The sequence below is a fragment of the Roseburia sp. AM59-24XD genome (assembly GCF_003478445.1).
Lineage (GTDB): Bacteria > Bacillota > Clostridia > Lachnospirales > Lachnospiraceae > Jutongia.
The window spans coordinates 1-21,905 of the sequence record NZ_QUET01000026.1 but is presented as its reverse complement, the minus strand read 5'-3'; the positions used below and the strand labels follow the sequence as shown (position 1 = coordinate 21,905).

The window sequence follows — 21,905 nt, the reverse complement described above, 5'->3', positions numbered from 1 at the left end:
GTCCGGCGACAGATGACGTCCGGGCAGATAGAAATGAGGGATGATATGGCTGAGCGTGTTGCAGAAAAAAAGAAGCAGAAGCAGGAAGCTCTGCTGATGTCGGCATTCGAGCTGTTTACCTCCAAGGGAATCAATAATACCTCCATTTCCGATATTGCCAAGCAGGCAAAGATGGCGAAGGGAACCTTTTATCTTTATTTCAAAGACAAATACGATATCAGGGATCGTCTGATCGCCAACAAAGCAAGTAAGCTTTTTGAATGTGCCAAGGAAGCAATGGAGAATCAGGAATTTTCCGGTTTGGAAGATAAAGTTATTTTTCTGGTCAATCATGTCGTAGATCAGTTAAATGAGAATAAGGCACTGATGCGTTTTATCTCCAAAAATCTCAGTTGGGCGATGTTTTCCCATATCCGTATTTCCAATATGGGGAATATGAACTGTATGGATATCTTTGATGATATTCTGGGAGAATCCGACAGGAACTTCCGACAAAGGGAATTGATGATCTATATGATCGTGGAGCTGGTTAGTGCATCCTGCTACAGTGTGATCTTAAACGGAACACCCTGTAGTCTGGAGGAGTTAAAGCCAGAGTTAGACAGAGCAATATGTGGACTGATGAAGCAGTTTGAAGAATAAAGGGGCATACAATAAAAGAAGAGGATACCCGGGTTGATGAGACCGGGTATCCTCTTGCGTTTCTGCAGAAAATATGGCATCATGAAAGGTAAGAACATAAGAAGAGGAGGCGTTGGAACAGTGAATGAAGGTCTGCAGGAGTATGCACACCGTCTGCGTGTGATGGGACAGTTAAGCAGTGCCGAGTATGCGGAGCTTATCCGTTTCCGGGATGGGGAGCTCTTACAGCTTTTGTGCAGCTATACGGAGCAGATCCGCAAAAGCAGACCGGATTCATCCATTATGTGGGTGGGAACCATTGACCTGACCTCCTATTGCAAGAATAACTGTTATTATTGCGGCATGCGCAGAGATAACCGGTTTGCTGAGCGTTACCGGATGAGCACGGAGGAAGTGGTGGCGTGCTGTCTGGAAGGATTGGAGCATGGAATTTCCTGCTTTTTGCTGCAGGGTGGCGAGGATCTGTGGTATACACCGGATGTGGTTGCAGACATGATCCGGCGTATCTGTAGTCTGTCGGAGGATGTGACGGTACTTTTGTCCCTCGGCGAGAAGTCAAGAGCCGTTTATCAGAAGTGGAGGGATGCCGGTGCGACCGGGTATATTTTATGTCACCAGACCGCCAATGACAGCTTTTATAGGAAGCTTCATCCGGCGCAGATGTCCCTTCTTCGCCGGAAACAATGCTTGTGGGAGCTAAAGGAGCTTGGCTATCTGGTGGGAAGTGGTTTTATGATCGGCACACCGTATCAGCGTGTGGCAGAGCTGGCGGATGAGTTTGCGTTTCTGAGACAGCTTGCACCGGATATCATGATGGTCGATACCTTTCTGGCGGCGAACGGGACGCCGTTTGAGCAGGAGCGTAACGGCATGCCGGATCTGACCTATCTGATACTGTCCCTGCTGCGTTTGTCGTTTCCGGATATTTATCTGCCGGTATCACAGACGGTAGAGCTTACGGACAGAGAAGGCGTTTTGCGCGGTGTGCAGGCGGGAGCAGATATGGTACTGGCGGATCTGACACCGGAGCCGCTTCGTAGGAAGTATCACTGCTTTAAAGGACGGTTAATGCGTGGTCAGACGGGAGCAGAGAAGCTGGAGAAGTATCGCAGGAGCCTGCAGGAGGCACATTATGAGATTGCAGATATACACAGACGAATCGGACGGCGGTGAGCGGCTGATCCGGGCGGTGAAGCAGGAGGGCGTGACGGTGGTCCGTGAGGAGACAGAGGATGCAGATGCGGTGGTACTTTTTCTGAATGGACAGGAGAGTGGCTTTCGCAGACTGGAGGCACTCCGTATAAAGTGGCAGTGTCCGGTGGTTGTCGTCGGGCATGAAGAGCGTGTTTGTTGCTATGAGGAGATCCGAAGTCTGGAGCTTGGTGCGGACGATTATGTTCCGGCAGGGACTGCGTCCAATGTACTGCTTCTTCGTCTGCAGAGATTATTTCGCCTGTACCGGGGACAGAACGGACCGTTTTATTACCGGAATGGTCTTTTGGAGTGCCGGGACAAAAGAGACTATGAATGGCAGGGAAAGCCGCTTCGTCTTACCGGCAAAGAATACCAGCTGCTTCATCTTCTGCTCACTCATGCCGGGGAGATTGTGACGCTGCAGGAGATCCTGCGGCAGGTATGGAATCAGAAGGAAGAGGCCACAGATGCATTAAATACGATGCTTCGCAAGCTTCGTGGAAAATTACAGGGAACACCGCTTAAGATTGTGAACCGTTATGGCATGGGTTATCAGATCACAGCCGGTCAATGATGGCAGTATTTGCAAAGTATGGGACAATAAATGAATATTTGTTGCGTATATTGTTATATAGAATGAGTGTACACAAAATATATTGTTTATGCGGCAGGGAAACCTGACGGAAAGGAAGGGGATTTATGAAGTTTACGAAAATGCATGGGTGTGGTAATGATTATGTATATGTAAATTGTATGGAGAAAATGCTTGAGGATCCGGATAAAGTGTCCCGGTTTGTCAGCGACCGTCATTTCGGCGTGGGCTCTGATGGATTGATCCTGATCTGTCCGTCGGATCAGGCGGATTTTCGGATGGCAATGTATAATGCGGACGGATCCGAAGGAGAGATGTGCGGAAACGGTATCCGCTGCGTGGCAAAGTATGTTTATGATTATGGTCTGACGGACCAAACAAGTATTTCCGTGGAGACAAAAGGTGGTATTAAGTATCTGGATCTCACTGTGAAGGAGGGAAAGGTATCTCTTGTGAAGGTGAATATGGGGTCTCCGATCTTAAAGCCTTCCCTGATCCCGATCCGCTCCGACAAAGAGCAGTTTGTGGATGAACCGGTTACGGTAGACGGAAAGGTTTACCGTATGACAGGCGTTTCCATGGGGAATCCGCATGTCGTGACATTTGTGGATGACACGGCATCACTCAATCTGGAAAAGATCGGACCGTCCTTTGAGAATCATGAATTGTTTCCGAACCGGATCAATACCGAGTTTGTGCAGGTATTAAGCCGCCATGAGATCAATATGAGAGTGTGGGAGCGCGGCTCCGGAGAGACTCTTGCGTGCGGAACAGGAACCTGTGCGTCTGCAGTGGCATGCGTATTAAACGGAAAGACCGATGAGCATCTGACCGTACATTTGCTGGGAGGAGATCTTGAGATCTTCTATGACCGCGCGAATGACACGGTATGGATGACCGGTCCGGCATCAGTTGTTTTCGATGGAGAGCTCAGCGAGGAATCAATTAAGAAAATAGGATAGATGGAAAGGAAGAGATATCATGCAATTAAAAACATTGTTGGAGGATGTAGACTATCAGCTTGTACAGGGAAATGTAGAGCAGGAAATCTCTGCGCTGATCTATGATTCCAGAAAAGCAGCACCGGGAGCTGTTTTTGTCTGCATCTGTGGTGCGGTAAGAGACGGACACGATTTTGCGGCGGAGGTAACACAGAACGGCTGCCCGGTGTTGATTGTGCAGAGGGACGTGGATGTGGCAGAGGATGTGACAGTGATCCGTGTGGAGGATACAAGACTGGCACTGGCACAGACCTCGGCAGCATTTTTCGGACATCCGGCAAGAGAGCTGACAACGATCGGTATCACCGGCACCAAGGGAAAGACAACAGCGACCTATATGGTACGTTCCATTCTTGAGCATTCCGGCTATAAGACAGGTCTGATCGGTACGATCGAGACGATCATCGGAGAGGAAAAGATCCCGTCTGCCAATACTACACCGGAGTCTTATGTGGTGCAGGAATCCTTCCGGAAGATGGTGAATGCCGGCTGTAAATGTGTTGTCATGGAGGTGTCCAGCCAGGGACTGATGTTGCACAGAGTCAGCGGCTTTGTGTTTGACTATGGTATCTTTACGAATCTGGAGCCGGATCATATCGGACCAAACGAGCATAAGGATCTGGCAGATTATATCCACTGTAAGAGCCTGCTGTTTAAACAGTGCCGACAGGGTATTTTCAATGCCGATGATTCCCATCTGCAGGAGATATTAGAGGGACATACCTGTGAGGTGGAGACATACGGATTTTCAGAGGATGCAGATCTGCGTGCTTCCAATGTACATTTGATGGATAAGGGCGGTACACTCGGTGTGGCTTATCATATGAACGGCAAGCTTGATATGGATGTCGAGATCGATATTCCGGGCAAGTTCAGCGTTTATAATTCCATGACGGCGATCGCAATCTGCAGACATTTTGGCGTGAAGGAGGAGACAATTCTGGATTCTCTGTCAAAGATCCGTGTTAAGGGACGTGTAGAGATCGTTCCGGTATCATCAAAGTTTACACTGATGATCGATTATGCACATAATGCGATGAGTCTTGAGAGCCTTCTGTCAACCTTGAAGGAATATCATCCAAAGAGACTTGTCTGCCTGTTTGGATGCGGCGGCAACCGTTCCAGAGACCGCAGATTTCAGATGGGCGAGGTTTCCTCAAGACTTGCAGACTTGACGATCGTTACATCAGATAATCCGAGAAACGAGGAGCCGCAGGCGATCCTTGATGATATTGTAACCGGAGTGCAGAAGGCAGATGGCAAGTATGTAACGATCATTGACCGTGCGGAGGCAATCCGCTACGCAATTGAGAATGCGAAGGAGGGTGACGTTATCGTGCTTGCCGGCAAGGGGCATGAGGATTATCAGGAGATCAAAGGAAAGAAGCATCATATGGATGAGCGTGAGCTGGTAGCTGACGTTGTCCGTGATGGTAATTTTATTAAGTAAGGGAAAGAAGATTTATGATTTTTGCTGACGTGATAGTGGATATATCGGTCAAAAGCCTGGATCGTCCGTTTCAGTATATTGTGCCGGAGGAGATGATCGATGATGCCGTGATCGGTGCGATGGTCATCATCCCCTTTGGAAGCGGCAACCGGGAGCTTAAGGGCTATATCATCGGTCTGTCCGGTGAGGCAAAGTTTGACGTGGAAAGAACCAAAGCAATAAAGGAAATCGTGAAGCAGGGAGTGGTTGCAGAATCACACCTGCTTTCCCTTGCTTATTGGATCAAAGAAAATTACGGCTCCACAATGAACGATGCGATCAAAGCGGTGCTTCCGGTGCGGCGTGAGATCAAAAAGAAAGTAAGCAAAACCGTATATCCCTGCCAGACGCGCAGTGAACTGGAACAGACCATGCAGGAGTTTGCAAAAAAGCACAATCAGGCGAGAGTCCGGGTGCTGCAGGCACTTCTTAATCAGGAGGATTTTGAGCAGGGAATTCCTTATGAAAGGCTGAAACAGGAGGCTGGTACAACGATGGCAGTTCTGCACGGGCTTGAGGAAAAGGAAATCGTGTCCGTGACGGAGGAAAGGCAGTACCGCAATCCGGTCATGCGGGCAGGTGAAAGAGATCAACAACCGGTGTTAAATGACCAGCAGCGAAGGATTGTAGATACCGTGACCGGGGATTACCGGCAGGGTATCCGTAAAACATACCTGATCCATGGTGTGACAGGAAGCGGCAAAACAGAAGTCTATATGGGAATCATTGAGAAGGTGATTGCAGAGCATAAGCAGGTGATCGTGCTGATCCCCGAGATCGCGTTGACGTTTCAGACCGTGAGCCGTTTTTACCGGAGGTTTGGGGAGCGCGTATCGGTCATGCACTCCAGACTTTCCCAGGGAGAGAAGTTTGATCAGTTTGAACGTGCCAAGGCGGGGGAGATTGATATTATGATCGGACCACGCTCGGCACTGTTTACGCCGTTTGAACATCTGGGACTGATCGTGATAGATGAGGAGCATGAGACAAGCTATCAGAGTGAAATGCCGCCGAAATACCACGCCAGAGAGGTGGCAGTACATAGGGCGTCTATGGTCGGTGCGAGTGTGATCTTAGGCTCTGCCACACCTTCTCTGGAATCCTACTATCGGGCACAAAAGGGGCGTTATACGTTATTTACACTGACAAAAAGGGCGGGAGGAGCCAGTCTTCCGAAGGTCTGGGTGACGGACCTTCGCGAGGAGCTGGAACGGAAGAACCGGTCAATCTTTGGCGGAAAGCTGATGGAGCTTATGCAGGACCGGCTTGCGAAAAAGGAACAGATCATCCTGTTTTTAAACCGGCGCGGCTATGCGGGTTCCGTGCCTGCCGGAAGTGTGGTGAGGTCATCAAATGCCCGCACTGCTCCGTGTCGATGACAGCACATATGCATTATGGCAGACTCGAGCATCTGGTGTGTCATTACTGCGGCTATCAGGCAACGATGCCGGCTTTGTGTCCGAAATGCCGGTCGAGGTATATCGGAACCTTTGGCATCGGCACGCAGAAGGTGGAGCAGCTTGTCCGCGAACGTTTCCCACAGGCGCGTGTGCTACGGATGGATGCGGATACAACAACCGGCAAGGAAGGGCATGAAAAAATCCTTCGGGATTTTGCTGCGGGAAGTGCCGATATTCTGATCGGAACACAGATGATCGTGAAGGGACATGATTTTCCGAATGTAACGCTTGTAGGGATCCTTGCGGCGGATCTTTCCCTGAATGTGGGGGATTTCCGGGCAGCAGAGAGAACATATCAGCTTCTTGCACAGGCAGCAGGAAGAGCCGGGCGCGGTGAGAAGCCGGGAGATGTCGTGCTTCAGACATATCAGCCGGAGCATTACAGCATTGTTTCGGCTGCGAAGCAGGATTACCTCGGATTTTACGAGCAGGAACTGATCCAGAGACAAATCTTGCATTATCCGCCGGTTTCTAATATACTAGGGGTATTGGTGCTTTCCGAACAGCGTGGACATGCGCAGGAGCTTGCGGACAGGCTGGCAGAGCAGATGAGACGGTATGAGCAGGTAGTCATACTGGGACCGGCACCGGCATCCTTGTCCAAAGCGAAGGACGTATACCGGTATGTGATCTATGCTAAATGCGCAGATTACCGTATTCTGCGTCAGATCAAGAATGGACTGGAACAATATATGAAGGCACAGGAAACATACAGGGACTGCAGACTGCAGTTTGATTTTAATCTTTAAGTCAGGGAGCATTTCCCGGAGAAAGGCAGGTAACACTATGGCAATTCGTACAATACGAACCATTGGAGATGAATTATTATATCAGAAATCAAGGGAAGTTAAGAAAATGACCCCGAGAATACAGACACTGATCGAGGATATGTTAGAGACTATGTATGATGCGCAGGGCGTTGGTCTTGCGGCACCGCAGGTGGGTGTTTTGAAACGGATCGTTGTGATCGATGTGTCACCGGAGGGGGATCAGCCGATCATTCTGATCAATCCGGAGGTCATCGAAAAGTCCGGTGAGCAGACCGGTTACGAGGGATGCTTAAGTGTGCCGGGTAAAACGGGCATCGTTACAAGAGCCAATTACTGCAAGGTAAAGGCGTTAAATGAGAACATGGAAGAGATCATTGTCGAGGGAGAGGAGCTTTTGGCGAGAGCACTTCAGCATGAGATCGCTCATCTGGAGGGAGAGCTTTATGTTTCTCTGGTCGAGGGAGAGCTTTTGAACAATTCTGATCTGGAAGAAGAATAGACTTGTGGAGAGGTGACAGAGTATGAGAGTAGTATTTATGGGAACTCCGGATTTTGCCGTACCGACACTTGCGGCATTGTTAGAAAGCCGTCACGAAGTGGTCGGTGTTGTCACGCAGCCGGATCGTCCGAAAGGACGAAGCGGTAAGCTGCAGCCATCCCCGGTAAAGGAGAAGGCGCTGGAGGCAGATGTGCCGGTGCTGCAGCCGGAAAAGGTAAAGGATCCGGCATTTTTGCCGGAGCTTGAGAAGCTTGTACCGGATGTGATCGTTGTCGTTGCGTTTGGACAGATTCTGCCGGAAAGCGTATTAAACCTTCCGAAATACGGCTGTATGAATGTGCATGCATCACTGCTGCCAAAGCTGCGCGGTGCTGCACCGATCCAGTGGTCCGTGATCGACGGTGACAAAGAAAGCGGCGTGACGATCATGCAGATGGATAAGGGACTGGATACCGGAGATATTCTTCTGGTGGAGAAGTATACGCTCGATCCGAAGGAGACCGGAGGAAGTCTGTTTGACAAGCTTTCCGGGCTTGGAGGACCACTTTTATTACAGGCTTTAGAGCAGGCGGAGCAGGGAACCTTATCTCCGGTACCGCAGGAGCATGAGAAACATACCTATGCCAAAATGCTTTCCAAAGCACTGGGGGAGATTGATTTTACAAAGGATGCGATTGTGATAGAAAGACTGATCCGTGGTTTAAATCCGTGGCCGAGTGCATATACGCATCTGGATGGCAAAATGCTTAAGCTCTGGGATGCTGATGTGAAGGCTCAGGAGCAGACACCGGTAGCGAAGCCGGGGCAGATCGTGGAGGTTGGAAAGGATTACTTTACGGTGCAGACCGGAAGAGATCTTCTGGTGATCCGTTCTCTGCAGCTAGAGGGTAAGAAACGCATGGATACAGAAGCGTTTCTGCGGGGATATTCTCTGACAGAGGAAAGTATTCTTTCGTGATAAGAGGATTTATTTGTGAAAGAACCCGTTAAGGGTTCTTTCGTTTGTGTATATCGTTAGGGCATCGGGAAAGATGCGAATACAGAGATGGAGGATTCAGACGGAATGCCACAGGAGAGAAGACAAAATCAGTACACGGGAAAGAAGACAGGCGGAGCGGGCAGCCGGAGCGGGCAGATAAGAAGTGTAAGACAGCTTGCGCTGGAGGCGATGACAGCAGTAATGGATAACGGTGAATACTGTGATAAAGTGCTGCACCGCATATTGGAGCAACAGACGGGACTTGACCGGAGAGACAGAGCGTTTTTGATGCGTCTTGTCGAGGGAACGATCGAGCGCTGTGTGGAGATCGATTATGTAATCGACCGTTACTCCAAACTTCCGGTGGCAAAGCAGAAGCCGATGGTACGGCAGATCCTGCGTCTGGCGGTCTATCAGATCATGTATATGGATCAGGTGCCGGACAGTGCAGCGTGTAACGAAGCGGTCAGGCTTGCCTGCACGAATCATCTGATCCCGCTCAAGGGCTTTGTCAATGGTGTTTTGCGCAACGTGGTCCGTTTTCATGAGGATACACCGTACCCGAAGGCAAAGGAGAATCTTGTGCGTCATCTCAGTGTGTGGTACTCCATGCCGGAATGGATCGTGACACGTTTTATGGAGCAGTACGGTCCACAGCAAACAGAGGCGATATTAAGAAGCTTTCTGGATGAGGAACGCGGCATCAGTCTGCGATGTAATCTGTCCAGAGCGTCTAAGGAGGATATCGTAGCTTCTTTGCGTAAACAGGGCGTTACGGTAGAAGAGGGCAGACTGTTTCCGAATGCACTGCGTATCCGTGACTATGGCAGATTAAATGAACTGGAGGCATTTGAGAAGGGCTGGGTTCAGGTGCAGGATGAAAGTTCGCTGATCGTGGGAGAGGCAGCACCGGTAAACGAAGACAGCGTTGTGATCGACGTCTGTGCCGCACCGGGTGGAAAATCAATCCACATTGCCGACAAGATGCATGGGGAAGGACTGATCCGTGCGTGCGATCTCACCAAGGAAAAGGTTACACTGATCCGTCAGAATCTGATCCGGACAGGTTTTCATAATGTGAAGCTCAAAAAGCATGACGCGATGGAATTTATCCCGGAATGGGAAGAGACCGCTGATGTGGTCGTGGCGGATCTGCCATGCTCCGGTCTTGGTGTGATCGGACACAAGGCAGATATCAAATATAAGACAAAGCCGGAGGATATCCGGGCATTGGCTGTGCAGCAACGCAAGATACTGAAGAATGTATACCGTTATTTAAAGCCGGGCGGAACGCTTTTATACAGCACCTGTACGATCGCTCCGGAAGAGAATGAGGAGCAGGCGGCATGGATCGCAGAAAAGCTGCCGTTAGAGCCGGTGATGCTGAAAACACTTTTGCCGGAGAGCGTATTAGGGGAATGTGCTGAGAAAGGATATCTGCAGGTTTTGCCGGATCTTGCCGGTGGAGACGGATTCTTTCTGGCGGCATTTCGGAGAAAGGAGCAGGCGTGATGGAGCGGATTGATATTAAAAGCATGGATATGAAGGAGCTGCAGAGCTTCATCGAAGCCATGGGCGAAAAGAAGTTTCGTGCAAAACAGCTTTATTCCTGGATGCACCAGAAACTGGTGACAGATTTTGATGAGATGACCAATCTCTCAAAGGCTTTCAGAGACCGGTTAAAGGAAAAATGCAGTCTTGGCGGCGTGCAGATCCGGCGAGAGCAGATCTCGAAAAAGGACGGTACCCGCAAGTTTTTAATGGAGCTTTCCGATGGCAATATGGTGGAGACGGTGCTGATGAAATATCATCACGGCAACAGTGTCTGCGTGTCCTCGCAGGTTGGCTGCCGGATGGGCTGCCGTTTCTGTGCCTCCACCGTGGGAGGACTGACAAGAAGTCTGGCAACCTCGGAGATCTTAGATCAGATCTACGAGATTGAACGTCATATCGGAGAGCGAGTCTCCAATGTGATCATCATGGGAATTGGAGAGCCGCTTGACAATTATGAGAACGTGATCCGTTTTATCCGGATGCTGTCCGATGAAAACGGACTTCATATCAGTCAGCGTAACATTACGCTCTCTACGTGTGGTCTTGTGCCGAAGATCTATGATCTGATGAGGGAGGAGCTGACGATCACACTGGCAATCTCGCTTCATGCACCGAACGATGAGATCCGCCGGGAAATGATGCCGGTAGCAAACCGTTTCTCGATGAACGAGATCATGGATGCGTGTCGTAAGTACATTGAGGAGACGGGCAGACGTATCACATTTGAGTACACAATGGTACAGGGAACCAATGACAGCAGAGAGAATGCACTGGAGCTTGCCGCAAGGCTGCGCGGTATGCTGTGTCATGTCAATCTGATCCCTCTGAATGCAGTGGAGGGAAGGATGGGACACCGCTCGGTTCCTGAGAATATCCGTCAGTTTCAGAGTGTGCTTGAGTGCCACCATATTAATGTGACGATCCGGAGAGAAATGGGAAGCGATATTGACGCAGCATGTGGACAATTGCGCAATAAAAATCGCTGATATTGCTGCTTCCCTGATTTTACTTGCCTTTTTGGGGACACTATAGTAAAATGTAATATGTATATTAATGATTAAATACGAATGAAAACAATCAGACGGCCTTATGAACCGTCTGCAGTCAGTTACCAAATAAAGACAAAGGAGGGGAAACTACATGAAGTCATATTCAAAAACGGATGTCGGCATTAAGCGGACCATGAATCAGGATAGCTTGTTTTGCAGTGACAGCCCAGTGGGTAGTTTCCGGAATCTGTTTATCGTTGCCGATGGAATGGGTGGTCACAAGGCAGGCGACCGTGCATCGAGATTATGTATTGAGAATATGGTAGCACAGGTTCGAGAAAGCGCCAGCAAGACGCCGGTTACAATCTTTGAGGAGGCAATCACATATGCTAACCGCGCTGTTTATGAGTCGGCGAAGGAAGATATTGAATTTGAAGGCATGGGAACCACGATGGTGGCATGTACATTACAGGAGGATACTCTTTATGTTGCCAACATTGGCGATTCCCGTTTATATTTATTGAGAGATGAATTGCAGCAGATTACCACGGATCATTCTCTGGTGGAGGAGATGGTCAAGATAGGAAATATCACCGAGAGCGAGGCGAGAGTCCATCCGCAGAAGAACATTATCACGCGGGCACTCGGTATTGATGAGATGGTGCAGGCAGACTATTTTGAGCTTCAGGTCAGAGAGGGAGATGTGATCCTTCTTTGCAGCGACGGATTGACAAATATGGTGGAGGATGAGGAGATTGAATATATCATCCATCATGCAGGATCTCTGGAGGAAGCAGGAGATCGGCTGATTGATCAGGCAAATTATAACGGCGGCAGCGATAACATTACAGCCGTACTCGTTCAGGTATAGATTGGAGGAAAAGCATGATAGGTCCAGGTATGATGATAAGTGATCGTTATGAGATTATAGATAAAGTAGGATCCGGCGGAATGGCAGATGTGTATAAGGCGAAGGATCATCGTCTCAACCGTTTTGTTGCGATCAAGGTACTTCGTCAGGAATACAGCAGTGATGCGAAATTTGTGGCAAAGTTCCGTGCGGAAGCACAGTCGGTAGCAGGATTATCTCATCCGAATATTGTGAATGTATATGATGTTGACGAGGATGAGAATTACAATTATATCGTGATGGAGTTAGTTGAGGGAATCACGCTCAAGAAGTTCATCGAGAAAAAGGGCAAGCTGGAGGTCAACGAAGCTGTCGGTATCGCTGTGCAGATCGCACAGGGGATGGAGGCTGCACATGACAATCATATTATCCACCGTGATATCAAACCGCAGAATATCATTATCTCCAAGGAAGGCAAGGTGAAGGTGACAGACTTTGGAATCGCCAAGGCAGCCACCTCCAATACGATCACCTCAAATGCAATGGGATCTGTGCATTATATCAGCCCGGAGCAGGCAAGAGGCGGCTACAGTGACGAGAAGAGCGATATCTATTCATTGGGCGTTACAATGTATGAGATGCTCTCCGGCAATGTTCCTTTCGAGGGGGACAGCACGGTAGCAGTGGCATTGTCACACATTCAGGAGGAGGCAGCGCCTCTTCATGAACTGGATCCGGAGATCCCGATGAGCTTATCCAAGATTGTTCGCAAGTGTATGCAGAAGAAGCCGGAGCTGCGTTATCTGAATGCAGCAGCCCTGATCGCTGATCTGAAGCGTGCGGTCAGCGAGCCGGATGGAGAATATGTCAAGCTGGAATCTATGGTTGTAGATCCTTCTCCGACCAAGAAGATTTCTGATATCGAGTTAAATGCGATCAAGGAAGCATCCCGGGCAGTGGATCCGGTTACAGATGATAATTTTGAGGAAGAACCGTATTATGAGGATGATGCGATCGATCCGAAGTTGGAGAAGATCTTAAAAATCTGCAGTGCCGTAGTGGCAGTGATCATCATTATCGGTGTTGTTCTGATCATCGGCAAGTTCGCAGGTTGGTGGGGACATTCCGGCAAGGATAAGGATGTGGCAAGTGCGACAGCGACACCGACAGCAACGGCAGTTGTTGCGGAGGATGGTCAGGTTGTTGTGCCGGGCATCATTGGTAAGAGCCTGGAGGATGCGGAGCAGATGCTCACCGACAAGAATCTTCACTGGCAGCTTAAGCCGATCGAGGCAGATGAAGATCCGAACATCGTTACGGATCAGGAGCCTGCTGAGGGGGAGATAGTAGACGAGGGTGCCCGTGTGACTATTTACTACAGTCAGGGTGATTCCGGTGTGACGATTCCGGATGTATCCAATAAGACAGAGGCAGATGCCCGTACTATGATCGAGAATGCAAAGCTCAAGGTAGGATCTGTTTCCGAGGAATATAACAACACCGTTGCAAAGGGCAACGTGATCAGCACGGATCCGGTAATCGGCTCCAGTGTAGATGAGGGAACCAGTGTCAATCTCGTACTCAGTATGGGGGCAGAGGGCAATCAGGCAGTTGTACCAAACCTGGTCGGCAAGAAGGAGTCTGTAGCGCAGGAGCGTCTGACTTCCGCCGGCTTAAAGTCAAAAGTAACTTATATTTATTCCGATAAAACAAAAGGAACCGTAATCAGTCAGACACAGAAGTCGGGTTCGAAGGTAGAGAAGGGCAGCGTGGTCGAATATTCCGTCAGTCTTGGAACGAAGGCGGTTGAGCCGACCTCGACACCGAAGAGTGACAGCACCTCCTACAGCTATGAGGGAAGTGTTACCGTAGCGGATAATCCGTTCAGTAGTCCGGACGATGATCCGGCGATGATCAAGATAGTACTGACACAGGATGGCAAGTCACAGCCGGTATGGAGCGGAACGTTAAGCTACGACGATTTCCCGAAGGAGTTTCCTGTTAAGGGCTGGAGTGAGAACAGCGGAACGATTACTGTAACAAAAGACGGACAGACGATCGGTACCTATACCGTGGACTTCCAGAAGACGGCGAAATGATGAGAGGAAAGATTATACGAGGGGTCGGAGGCTTTTATTATATCCATCCGGAGTCTGCAGCAGCCGATGTACTGATCGAATGCAAGGCAAAGGGGATATTCCGCAACCGCAATATCAAACCGCTGGTCGGGGACAATGTGGAGTTTGAGATGTTGGATGAGCAGGCAGGAACCGGCAATATCACCGAGATACTGCCGCGCAGGAATGCATTGATCCGTCCGGCATCTGCCAATGTGGATCAGGCGGTCGTTGTGTTTGCACTGTCTTTTCCGAAGCCGAACTTAAATCTTCTTGACCGGTTTCTGCTGATGATGCAGACGCAGGATATTCCGGTGATCATCTGCTTTAATAAATCAGATGACCAGGAGGAAGAGGAGACGAAAAGAATTGTTTCCCAGTACAGGGCCTGTGGTGCAAGAGTACTTGTGACGAGTACCATAAATGGGACAGGTATGGAGGAGCTTCGAGAGCTTCTGGAGGGCAGGACAACCGTGATGGCAGGTCCTTCCGGAGTGGGGAAATCCTCCGTGATGAATATATTGTTTCCGAGGCTCAGATGGAGACCGGAGAGATCAGCCGCAAGATCAAACGCGGACGCCATACGACGCGTCATACAGAGTTGTTCTGTATTGGCGGTCAGACCTATATTATGGACACGCCGGGTTTTACCTCGCTGCGTCTTCCGGAAATTGAGAAGGAAGAGCTGCGAAATTATTATCCGGAATTTGCGGAGCCGTCTCAAGAGTGTCGTTTTCTGGGATGCGTTCATATCAATGAACCGGACTGCGGTGTCAAGAATGCACTGGAACGGCAGGAGATATCCAGGGATCGTTACGACAATTACAAGCAGTTTTATGAGGAACTGCGCCAGCAGAAAAAATATTAGGGTATAATCAAAGAAAGGCATGGTATCACTATATGAGCGAATTAGCACCGTCAATTTTATCGGCTGATTTTATGCGCTTGGGGGAGCAGTTGCATACTCTCGAGGAAAGCGGTTTGAAGGTTCTTCATGTGGATGTGATGGATGGAGTGTTTGTGCCATCGATTTCCTTTGGTATGCCCGTGATCAAATCAATCCGCACAGGTTGTCAGATGATGTTTGATGTGCATTTGATGATTAAAGAGCCGGCAAGATATATAAAGGAATTTGTCGAGGCGGGAGCGGACAGCATTACGGTTCATGTCGAGGCGTGCAGTGACATTGGTGAGACTATTACTGTTATGAAGCAGTATCCGGTCAAAAGAGCGCTCAGCGTGAATCCGGGAACGGATGTTAACGTGCTGATGCCGTATTTAGATCAGATCGATATGGTTCTTGTTATGGGGGTAGAACCGGGATTTGGCGGGCAGAAGCTGATACCGGAGACATTGGAGAAGGTAAAGAAACTGGATCAGATTCGTCGTGAGAATGGTTATGACTATCTGATCGAGTTTGATGGAGGAGTGACACGCGATAATCTGTGCGAGATCATACAGAACGGAACTGATCTTGCCGTAGCCGGGACGGCTGTTTTTCGCGGTAACATAAGAGAAAATGTATGGGATTTACAGGAGGTGATCGCCGGTGCTTCTTGAGAATATTGCACTTGGCAAAACGCTGGAGGTCTATGTGGATCGTGACGGATACCGTTATCGACTTGTCAGCAAGGTGGAAAAGACAGGGGTCAAGAGAGTGTGTCTGACCGCAATCATGGCGGGGGGAAGAGCGTTTAAATTTCGCCCGGAGGATAACATACGTCTGGTTTACCGCAGTGAGGATCAGATGTGGGAATGGCTGAATGTCAAGGCTGGTCTTGGTAAACTGGACGATGAACCGGTTCATTATTTTGAAATCGTCAACAAAGGTCAGTCGTTTAATCGTCGTCAGGCGTACCGGGTAGCCATTGATGCGGATGTGGATATCGTTTTTTATCAGGTGCCGGGCAACAGACAGCGTCTGTCGTATGCTCCGTTGGTGAAGGAAGAGTACGAAGCACTTGTGGACGTGAACGGTGTGGAGCTGGAGCGGGAAGAGGATTCCAGATCCGGCAAGATATTCATCGAAAAGCGTCTCAGAATGGTTCCGATGAAGGAAGCCGTTGAGAAGAAGGCGCGCGGCTTTGTGCATGATATCAGTGAGACGGGGATGGGATTTTACAGCAACGAGCTTTTGGAAAAGGATAACCGCTTCTACACAAGGATTCCGTCGGATTACGGTCCGCTGCTGGTTCGATGTGTTGTCGTGCGGGTGGACGACCAAGTCAAAGGAAACCGCAAGTACCGCTATTATTACGGCTGCATTTATGAGGAGTCTGATCAGAAGCTGATCCGTTATATTTATGATATTCAGCGTAAGCAAATTCAGAAACAGCGCGACCGCAGAGAGTTTGAGTCATCAGTAAGAGAGATTATGAAAGAACGGAAGAAGTAATATGCTTGGAAAAGTTTTATTGATAACAGGTGGAAAAGTAAATATGGATTTTGCGGAGGAGTACACAGCTTCCCAAGAATATGATACGGTTGTCTGTGCGGACTCCGGTTTAAACACGGCATACCGGCTTGGTATGCCGGTTCATTATTTTATGGGAGATTTTGACAGTGTATCCCCTGAAATCCTCGAGGCATACCGTGAGGGAAAGGTGGAAGGCTCCGAGCATTGCGAATGGGTTCGTTATCCCAAGGAGAAGGATTATGTGGATACGCAGCTTGTTCTTGAGTGGATCCTTGAAAAGGGAGCGGATGAGATCACTTTTCTGGGAGCAACCGGAGGAAGACTGGATCATTTTCTGGCAAATATTAATATATTAATGCTTGCATTGAAGCAGAAGGTTCCGGCATATATCGTGGACAGCCGTAACAGGATACGTTTGACCGACAGTACGCTTTCAATCGAAAGACAGGATATGTATGGAAAATATCTGTCCTTACTGCCGTTGACAAGTACCGTGACAGGAGTGACACTGCGAGGGCTGAAATACCTGATCGAGGACTATACGCTTGAAGTAGGGATTGCCAGAGCAATCAGCAATGAGATGGATGAGACATCGGATAAGGCAGAAATTCTTCTTCGCACCGGTGTTTTGATCGTTGTAGAATCAAAGGATTGATGAACGTGTCTGGATCGTTTAGGCCTCTGGGTGTATCCAGTTATTTCGGTCGGCACGCTTGCGCTACAATGCGCTACGCAGCACTACATAACGCCTTACAAAACAAGGCGTAAGTAGTGGTGAGCGCAAGTGCCTTTCGAAACACCTGGATACACCCAGAGGCAAATACGGGAAGGCACGTTCATCCAACCGTTAGTGACAAGTCAATTTCCAGATCACAGTCTTCTGGGTATTTTAAGTTTTTACAAAGTAAAATCATATATCAGCCGATACCACCCAGTGCGATGCCAAGGATCAGAACAAGAATACAGATCGGGCAGTAGATGTATTTGCAGATCGGAAGAAACTTATTGGTGAACGGTTTCTCACGCCCGGTATTTACCTGTGTTTCTACATATTTCTTACCACAAACCCAGAAGAACATAACGCCTGCAAGTCCGGCACCAAGCGGGCAGATATAGATAGAGAGAATATCCATCCAGTCGGATACGATTCCCTGAATACAGATGGAGATTGCGAGTGCGATAACAGCGATGATCCCGCAGGATATTTTACGATTCAGATGAAACAGCTCCTGTATTGTTGCGATCGGTGCTTCGTACAGATTGATCAGTGAGGACAGACCGGCAAAAAAGACAGCAACGAAAAAGATAATCGCGATCAGATATCCGCCCGGCATTGATTTAAATAACGCAGGAAGATAAATAAACATCAGTCCCGGTCCACCCTGATTTAATCTGGCACCGGTTGTCGCCATTGCCGGGATGATCACCATTGCAGCAAGAAGGGCAGCAAGTGTATCAAACAGGGCAACTCTGCCCGCAGCAGCCGGAATATCCTCAGAATCGGAGAGATAAGATCCGTAGATCAGAGTGCCGTTTCCGGCAACCGACAGGGAGAAAAACGCCTGTCCCAATGCGAAGATCCATGTTGTCGGATCAGCGAAAGCTTTTGGGTCGATCCGGAAGATGTATTTATAGCCGTCCACAGCACTGGCTGAAATGCCACATAAATACTGAGGATCACGAAAAGACAGAAAAAAACAGGCATCATGATCTTGTTTGCCATTTCGATACCAAGGCTGACGCCAAACATTAGAATGCACATTCCTGCAGCCAGTGCGAGGAGCTGCCAGAAATTGTTACCAAAGGCGGTTGCCATGCTGCCGAATTCTGTGCCAAAGCCCTCTGCGTCAGCCGGGGCAAGTGTCGTTCCGGTAAATGAACCGATCATATACTTGAGAATCCATCCCATCACAACGGTGTAACCGATCGCCATGGCAAGAGAACCGAGGACCGGAATGTATCCGAGGATACGTCCGATACATTTGTGACCACGCATTTCGCAGGCTGTGCCGAAGGCATCGACAGGTCCGGATTTGGTGGCACGTCCAAAGCTCATTTCCCCAATCACTCCGGTGGAGCCGATCAGCGCAACGAAAATGAAATAAGGTACGAGATAGGAACCGCCTCCGTACATGGAGACTCGGGTTGGAAACATCCAAAGATTGCCCATGCCCACTGCTGAGCCGATACAGGCAAGAATAAACCCCCATCTATTCTTAAATGAATCTCTATTGTTCATGATAAAATCCCCCATAACATAAATTGTGTGGCAAAAGCCACATATTACATACTACACCATTCTGCAGATAAAGTAAAATAGTAAATGAGAATGTGTCGGATTTCTAAATGAGAATATATTTAGTTGACATTAAATGATAATGCAGATATCATATATAATAAATGAAATAAGTAGAAAATGGTATACAGAAGGGCTGGAAGGAGAAGAGAAAGCGATGGAAAAGGAAAACGGGGGATTTTTCAATCCTACAATAAAGAAGTTTTGGAACTGTCTTTATCAGGAGGCGGTGGACTTAAAGCAGTGCGAGAAGTATATTGTGGATGCAATCGCTCTGGTGTCAGATGAGTTTGGGTTGATCAAGGTGGAAATGGAACTTACGATCCCGCCGAACCGTTATCAGCTTCACGGAGAGCAGCGCAGTGTCATGCTGGCAGCAAAGGAGGGCTTCGGAGAAAGCACGGACTTTTTGTTTGCCTTTACAACCGGAGGAAATGTGGTGTTTCATGTTGTATGGGACGAGGAACAGACAGATTACGGACGGGACGAGTTGGAAATCCTTCTGCGGGACGTATTTTTCTGGTATGACAGAAATATGAGACAGAATTTTCTGGAGCAGATCCTAAATACCGATATGGAGACCGGGGCTGCCAATCCATATGCATTTACCGGCTTTGCAGGGATGCTGATGGCACGCGGCATACTGGAACGATATTGTGTGGTATTTTTTAATATACATAATTTTAAATATGTCAATAAAGTCTTTAGCTACGCGGAGGGAGATCAGATCCTGCGTCAGTACACCTCGCAGATCCAGGCTCTTTTGCAGGAGGAGGAAAACCTTGCCAGACTGGGAGGTGATAATTTTGTTGCTCTGGTCCGGACAGAGAATACGGATGCGTTTATCCGGGAGCTGCAGGAAATGAAGGTGTTCTTCAGTAATAAACTAAAATCCCAAACCTTTATCTTCGGTGCGACGATCGGTGTCAGCCGTCTTGAAAAGGTTCTTACTGTAAGAGAGGTTATGTCGAGAGCAAGCATTGCCTATCAGGAGGCAAGAAGTTGTGGTGTGGGCGGCGTTGTCTGGTATTCCGATCAGATCTATCAGGAAATGATGGAACGCCAGAATGTGATCTCCAATTTTGCTTCTATTATGGAGCAGGGCGGCTTTGTTGTATATTATCAGCCCAAGGTAGACAGCCGTACCGACAGAATCTGTGGCGCGGAAGCACTTGTCCGCTGGGTGCAGGACGGAAAGTTGGTGCCGCCGGTTAAGTTCATTCCGCAATTAGAGCAGGAGGGAAGCATCTGCAGGCTGGATTATTATGTGCTTGAGCAGGTCTGCCGCCTGATCAAGTCAAGAGAAGAACGAGGGGAAGAGAACGTATGCATCTCTGTCAATTTCTCGCGGAAGCATCTGGAAGAGGTGGATTTTGTAGAGCATGTTATCCGGGTGATTGACCATTTTGGCATTTCGCATCATTATATTGAGGTGGAACTCACAGAGAGTGAGGATTTCCAGCAGTATGGGATCATGTCGGGGATTGTGGAAGGCTTTAAAAAATATGGGATCCATACCGCTATTGATGATTTCGGAACCGGATTTTCTTCATTGAATATGTTGAAGAAGGTAGACTTAGATATTGTAAAGATTGACAAGTCCTTTATTCCGTTGGAGGAGGAGTATGCCGGCAAAGACAAAGATATGATGATGCTGTGGAGCATTGTCGAGCTTTTGCACCAGCTTGGAAAGGAAATGGTTGCAGAGGGCGTAGAGACAAAGCAGCAGCTCGACTATCTTGAAAAGGTGGGGTGCCATATCATTCAGGGATATGTCTTTGACAAGCCTCTGCCGCAGAAGGACTTTGAAGAACGTCTTTTGCGGCAATACCAATAGAAAAGAGATAATATCCGCGGAATGAGACAAACAACAAAAAGTCTTGTAACTATAACATATTTGGAAAAAGCATGGTTACCGGGCTGGATGCTGGCGTCCTTCCGTATCGATTTCGGTGCTGTCCGGATAGATCAGTTGCGAGATAGGGACAAACTCATAGCCTTTTTCCTGCAATGTTGTGATCAGTGTGTCCAGTGCGTCTGCTGTATACTTTGCACCGTTATGGCACAGAATGATGGAACCGTTGCCAAGATGCTTGTGCTCACAGACCGTTTTATGATGGAATCGATTCCGTAATCCTTCCAGTCCAAGCTGTCTACATCCCATTGGATCGCGTGATAGCCGCATTCCTCCGTGGCGGTGATCAGCGTATCATTATAATCACCATAAGGCGGACGGAAAAGTATCATTTCTTTACCGGTAATCTCCTTTACCTTGTCATGGACGGACTGAATCTCCTGCTTACATTCTTCCAGAGAAAGCTTTGACATCTGCTTATGATTCTGGCTATGATTACCGAGGTCATGCCCGTGTCCGGCAATCATTTTGACGTCATCCGGGTAAGACTCCACCCAGCCGCCTGTCATAAAGAAGGTGACATGAACCTTATGCTTATCCAAAATATCCATGATCTTTTTCGTGTCTTCGTTCCCCCATGCGGCATCAAATGAGAGCGCAATCTTCTTATCAGAAGTGTCTACGCAATATATAGGAAGTTTTTTGCTGCTTTTACTGTAAGTGGCAGAAGGAGCCGGTGAAGCGGAGATGTTCTGCGAGGTTGTCATAGCTTCTTTTTTTAATTTAGTCTGTCCATATGCAATTGAGATTCCGGAGATCAGGATCACAGACAATACGAAAAGACTACATTGAAGAAGCGATCCCTGTTCCAAAGATGAAATAAACTGTTTCATGGCAGTATCCTTTCACATCATATAAGGAGCGATGCAATATGCTTATTTACAGAGTATGCGTGGTGACTTTGTCCTATGATATCAGGGCAGAAAACAGAAGAAAAACAAAAAAAATAAAAAAATTTCAAAAAAGGTGTTGACAAAAGTCGAAACGCGTGGTAAATTATATATCGTTGTCGCGCAAGACAAGCGAACAACAGACAAGCGGGAACGCTTGAGAGAAGCTTGATAATTGAACAGTAAAACAACCCTGAAAATTCTAATAAAAGATGTGAATCACATCTTAAAAAAGATTTTCAAGATCAAAAC

The 21,905-nt window shown here is 48.3% G+C and carries 15 protein-coding genes and 4 pseudogenes; 17 read left to right on the top strand and 2 right to left on the bottom strand.

All coding sequences use genetic code 11. From position 1 onward, the window contains the following. Window positions 1–45: 45 nt before the first annotated feature. From DXA20_RS12395 to DXA20_RS12320, 16 genes and pseudogenes are all read left to right on the top strand, one after another. On the top strand, window positions 46–642 hold the full coding sequence (locus DXA20_RS12395) for a TetR/AcrR family transcriptional regulator (protein WP_022307067.1): 597 nt from the start codon (window positions 46–48) through the stop codon (window positions 640–642). A gap of 36 nt (window positions 643–678) precedes the next feature. Further along, entirely contained in the window at window positions 679–1,815 is a 1,137-nt protein-coding gene (gene hydE / locus DXA20_RS12390) for a [FeFe] hydrogenase H-cluster radical SAM maturase HydE (RefSeq protein WP_118561154.1), read from the top strand. Continuing rightward, window positions 1,775–2,410, top strand: a complete 636-nt coding sequence (locus tag DXA20_RS12385) for a winged helix-turn-helix domain-containing protein (RefSeq protein ID WP_118561152.1) — start codon at window positions 1,775–1,777, stop codon at window positions 2,408–2,410. The genes hydE and DXA20_RS12385 overlap by 41 nt, the downstream gene beginning before the upstream one ends. A gap of 125 nt (window positions 2,411–2,535) precedes the next feature. Beyond that, a complete protein-coding gene (dapF, locus tag DXA20_RS12380) occupies window positions 2,536–3,390 on the top strand; it encodes a diaminopimelate epimerase (RefSeq protein ID WP_118561150.1) in 855 nt (284 codons plus the stop codon). 19 nt (window positions 3,391–3,409) lie between these two features. Next, on the top strand, window positions 3,410–4,879 hold the full coding sequence (locus DXA20_RS12375; protein ID WP_118561148.1) for a UDP-N-acetylmuramoyl-L-alanyl-D-glutamate--2,6-diaminopimelate ligase: 1,470 nt from the start codon (window positions 3,410–3,412) through the stop codon (window positions 4,877–4,879). 14 nt (window positions 4,880–4,893) lie between these two features. After that, window positions 4,894–7,127, top strand: a pseudogene (gene priA / locus DXA20_RS12370) (replication restart helicase PriA). A 37-nt stretch (window positions 7,128–7,164) separates the two neighbouring features. Further along, window positions 7,165–7,647, top strand: a complete 483-nt coding sequence (gene def, locus DXA20_RS12365) for a peptide deformylase (RefSeq protein WP_118561146.1) — start codon at window positions 7,165–7,167, stop codon at window positions 7,645–7,647. Between the two features lie 22 nt (window positions 7,648–7,669). Then, a complete protein-coding gene (gene fmt / locus DXA20_RS12360; RefSeq protein ID WP_118561144.1) occupies window positions 7,670–8,605 on the top strand; it encodes a methionyl-tRNA formyltransferase in 936 nt (311 codons plus the stop codon). A 105-nt stretch (window positions 8,606–8,710) separates the two neighbouring features. Continuing rightward, window positions 8,711–10,138 (top strand): 16S rRNA (cytosine(967)-C(5))-methyltransferase RsmB, encoded by a 1,428-nt coding sequence (rsmB, locus tag DXA20_RS12355; RefSeq protein ID WP_158577230.1) that lies wholly within the window; start codon window positions 8,711–8,713, stop codon window positions 10,136–10,138. Next, a complete protein-coding gene (gene rlmN / locus DXA20_RS12350) occupies window positions 10,138–11,166 on the top strand; it encodes a 23S rRNA (adenine(2503)-C(2))-methyltransferase RlmN (RefSeq protein WP_118561140.1) in 1,029 nt (342 codons plus the stop codon). The genes rsmB and rlmN overlap by 1 nt, the downstream gene beginning before the upstream one ends. A gap of 154 nt (window positions 11,167–11,320) precedes the next feature. After that, the gene (locus DXA20_RS12345; protein WP_022307057.1) at window positions 11,321–12,040 is read left to right on the top strand and encodes a Stp1/IreP family PP2C-type Ser/Thr phosphatase; all 720 of its coding nucleotides are present in this window, start codon (window positions 11,321–11,323) and stop codon (window positions 12,038–12,040) included. A 14-nt stretch (window positions 12,041–12,054) separates the two neighbouring features. Next, entirely contained in the window at window positions 12,055–14,118 is a 2,064-nt protein-coding gene (pknB, locus tag DXA20_RS12340; protein WP_022307056.1) for a Stk1 family PASTA domain-containing Ser/Thr kinase, read from the top strand. Next, window positions 14,118–15,004: pseudogene (rsgA, locus tag DXA20_RS12335) on the top strand (ribosome small subunit-dependent GTPase A). The gene pknB and the pseudogene rsgA overlap by 1 nt, the downstream one beginning before the upstream one ends. A 32-nt stretch (window positions 15,005–15,036) precedes the next feature. Further along, window positions 15,037–15,696: a ribulose-phosphate 3-epimerase gene (gene rpe, locus DXA20_RS12330; RefSeq protein WP_022307054.1), complete on the top strand. Its 660-nt coding sequence runs from the start codon at window positions 15,037–15,039 to the stop codon at window positions 15,694–15,696. Next, a complete protein-coding gene (locus tag DXA20_RS12325; protein WP_022307053.1) occupies window positions 15,686–16,531 on the top strand; it encodes a PilZ domain-containing protein in 846 nt (281 codons plus the stop codon). The genes rpe and DXA20_RS12325 overlap by 11 nt, the downstream gene beginning before the upstream one ends. Before the next feature lies 1 nt (window position 16,532). Beyond that, entirely contained in the window at window positions 16,533–17,207 is a 675-nt protein-coding gene (locus DXA20_RS12320; RefSeq protein WP_118561138.1) for a thiamine diphosphokinase, read from the top strand. 262 nt (window positions 17,208–17,469) lie between these two features. Here the strand turns inward: DXA20_RS12320 and DXA20_RS18475 are convergent. Further along, a pseudogene (locus DXA20_RS18475) lies at window positions 17,470–18,791 on the bottom strand (sodium-dependent transporter). Between the two features lie 214 nt (window positions 18,792–19,005). On the opposite strand from DXA20_RS18475, the gene DXA20_RS12310 reads away from it, so the two are divergent. Then, entirely contained in the window at window positions 19,006–20,685 is a 1,680-nt protein-coding gene (locus tag DXA20_RS12310) for a putative bifunctional diguanylate cyclase/phosphodiesterase (RefSeq protein WP_158577229.1), read from the top strand. A gap of 75 nt (window positions 20,686–20,760) precedes the next feature. Here DXA20_RS12310 and DXA20_RS12305 read toward each other — a convergent pair. Beyond that, window positions 20,761–21,470 (bottom strand): annotated as a pseudogene (locus DXA20_RS12305) (polysaccharide deacetylase family protein). Window positions 21,471–21,905: the final 435 nt, after the last annotated feature.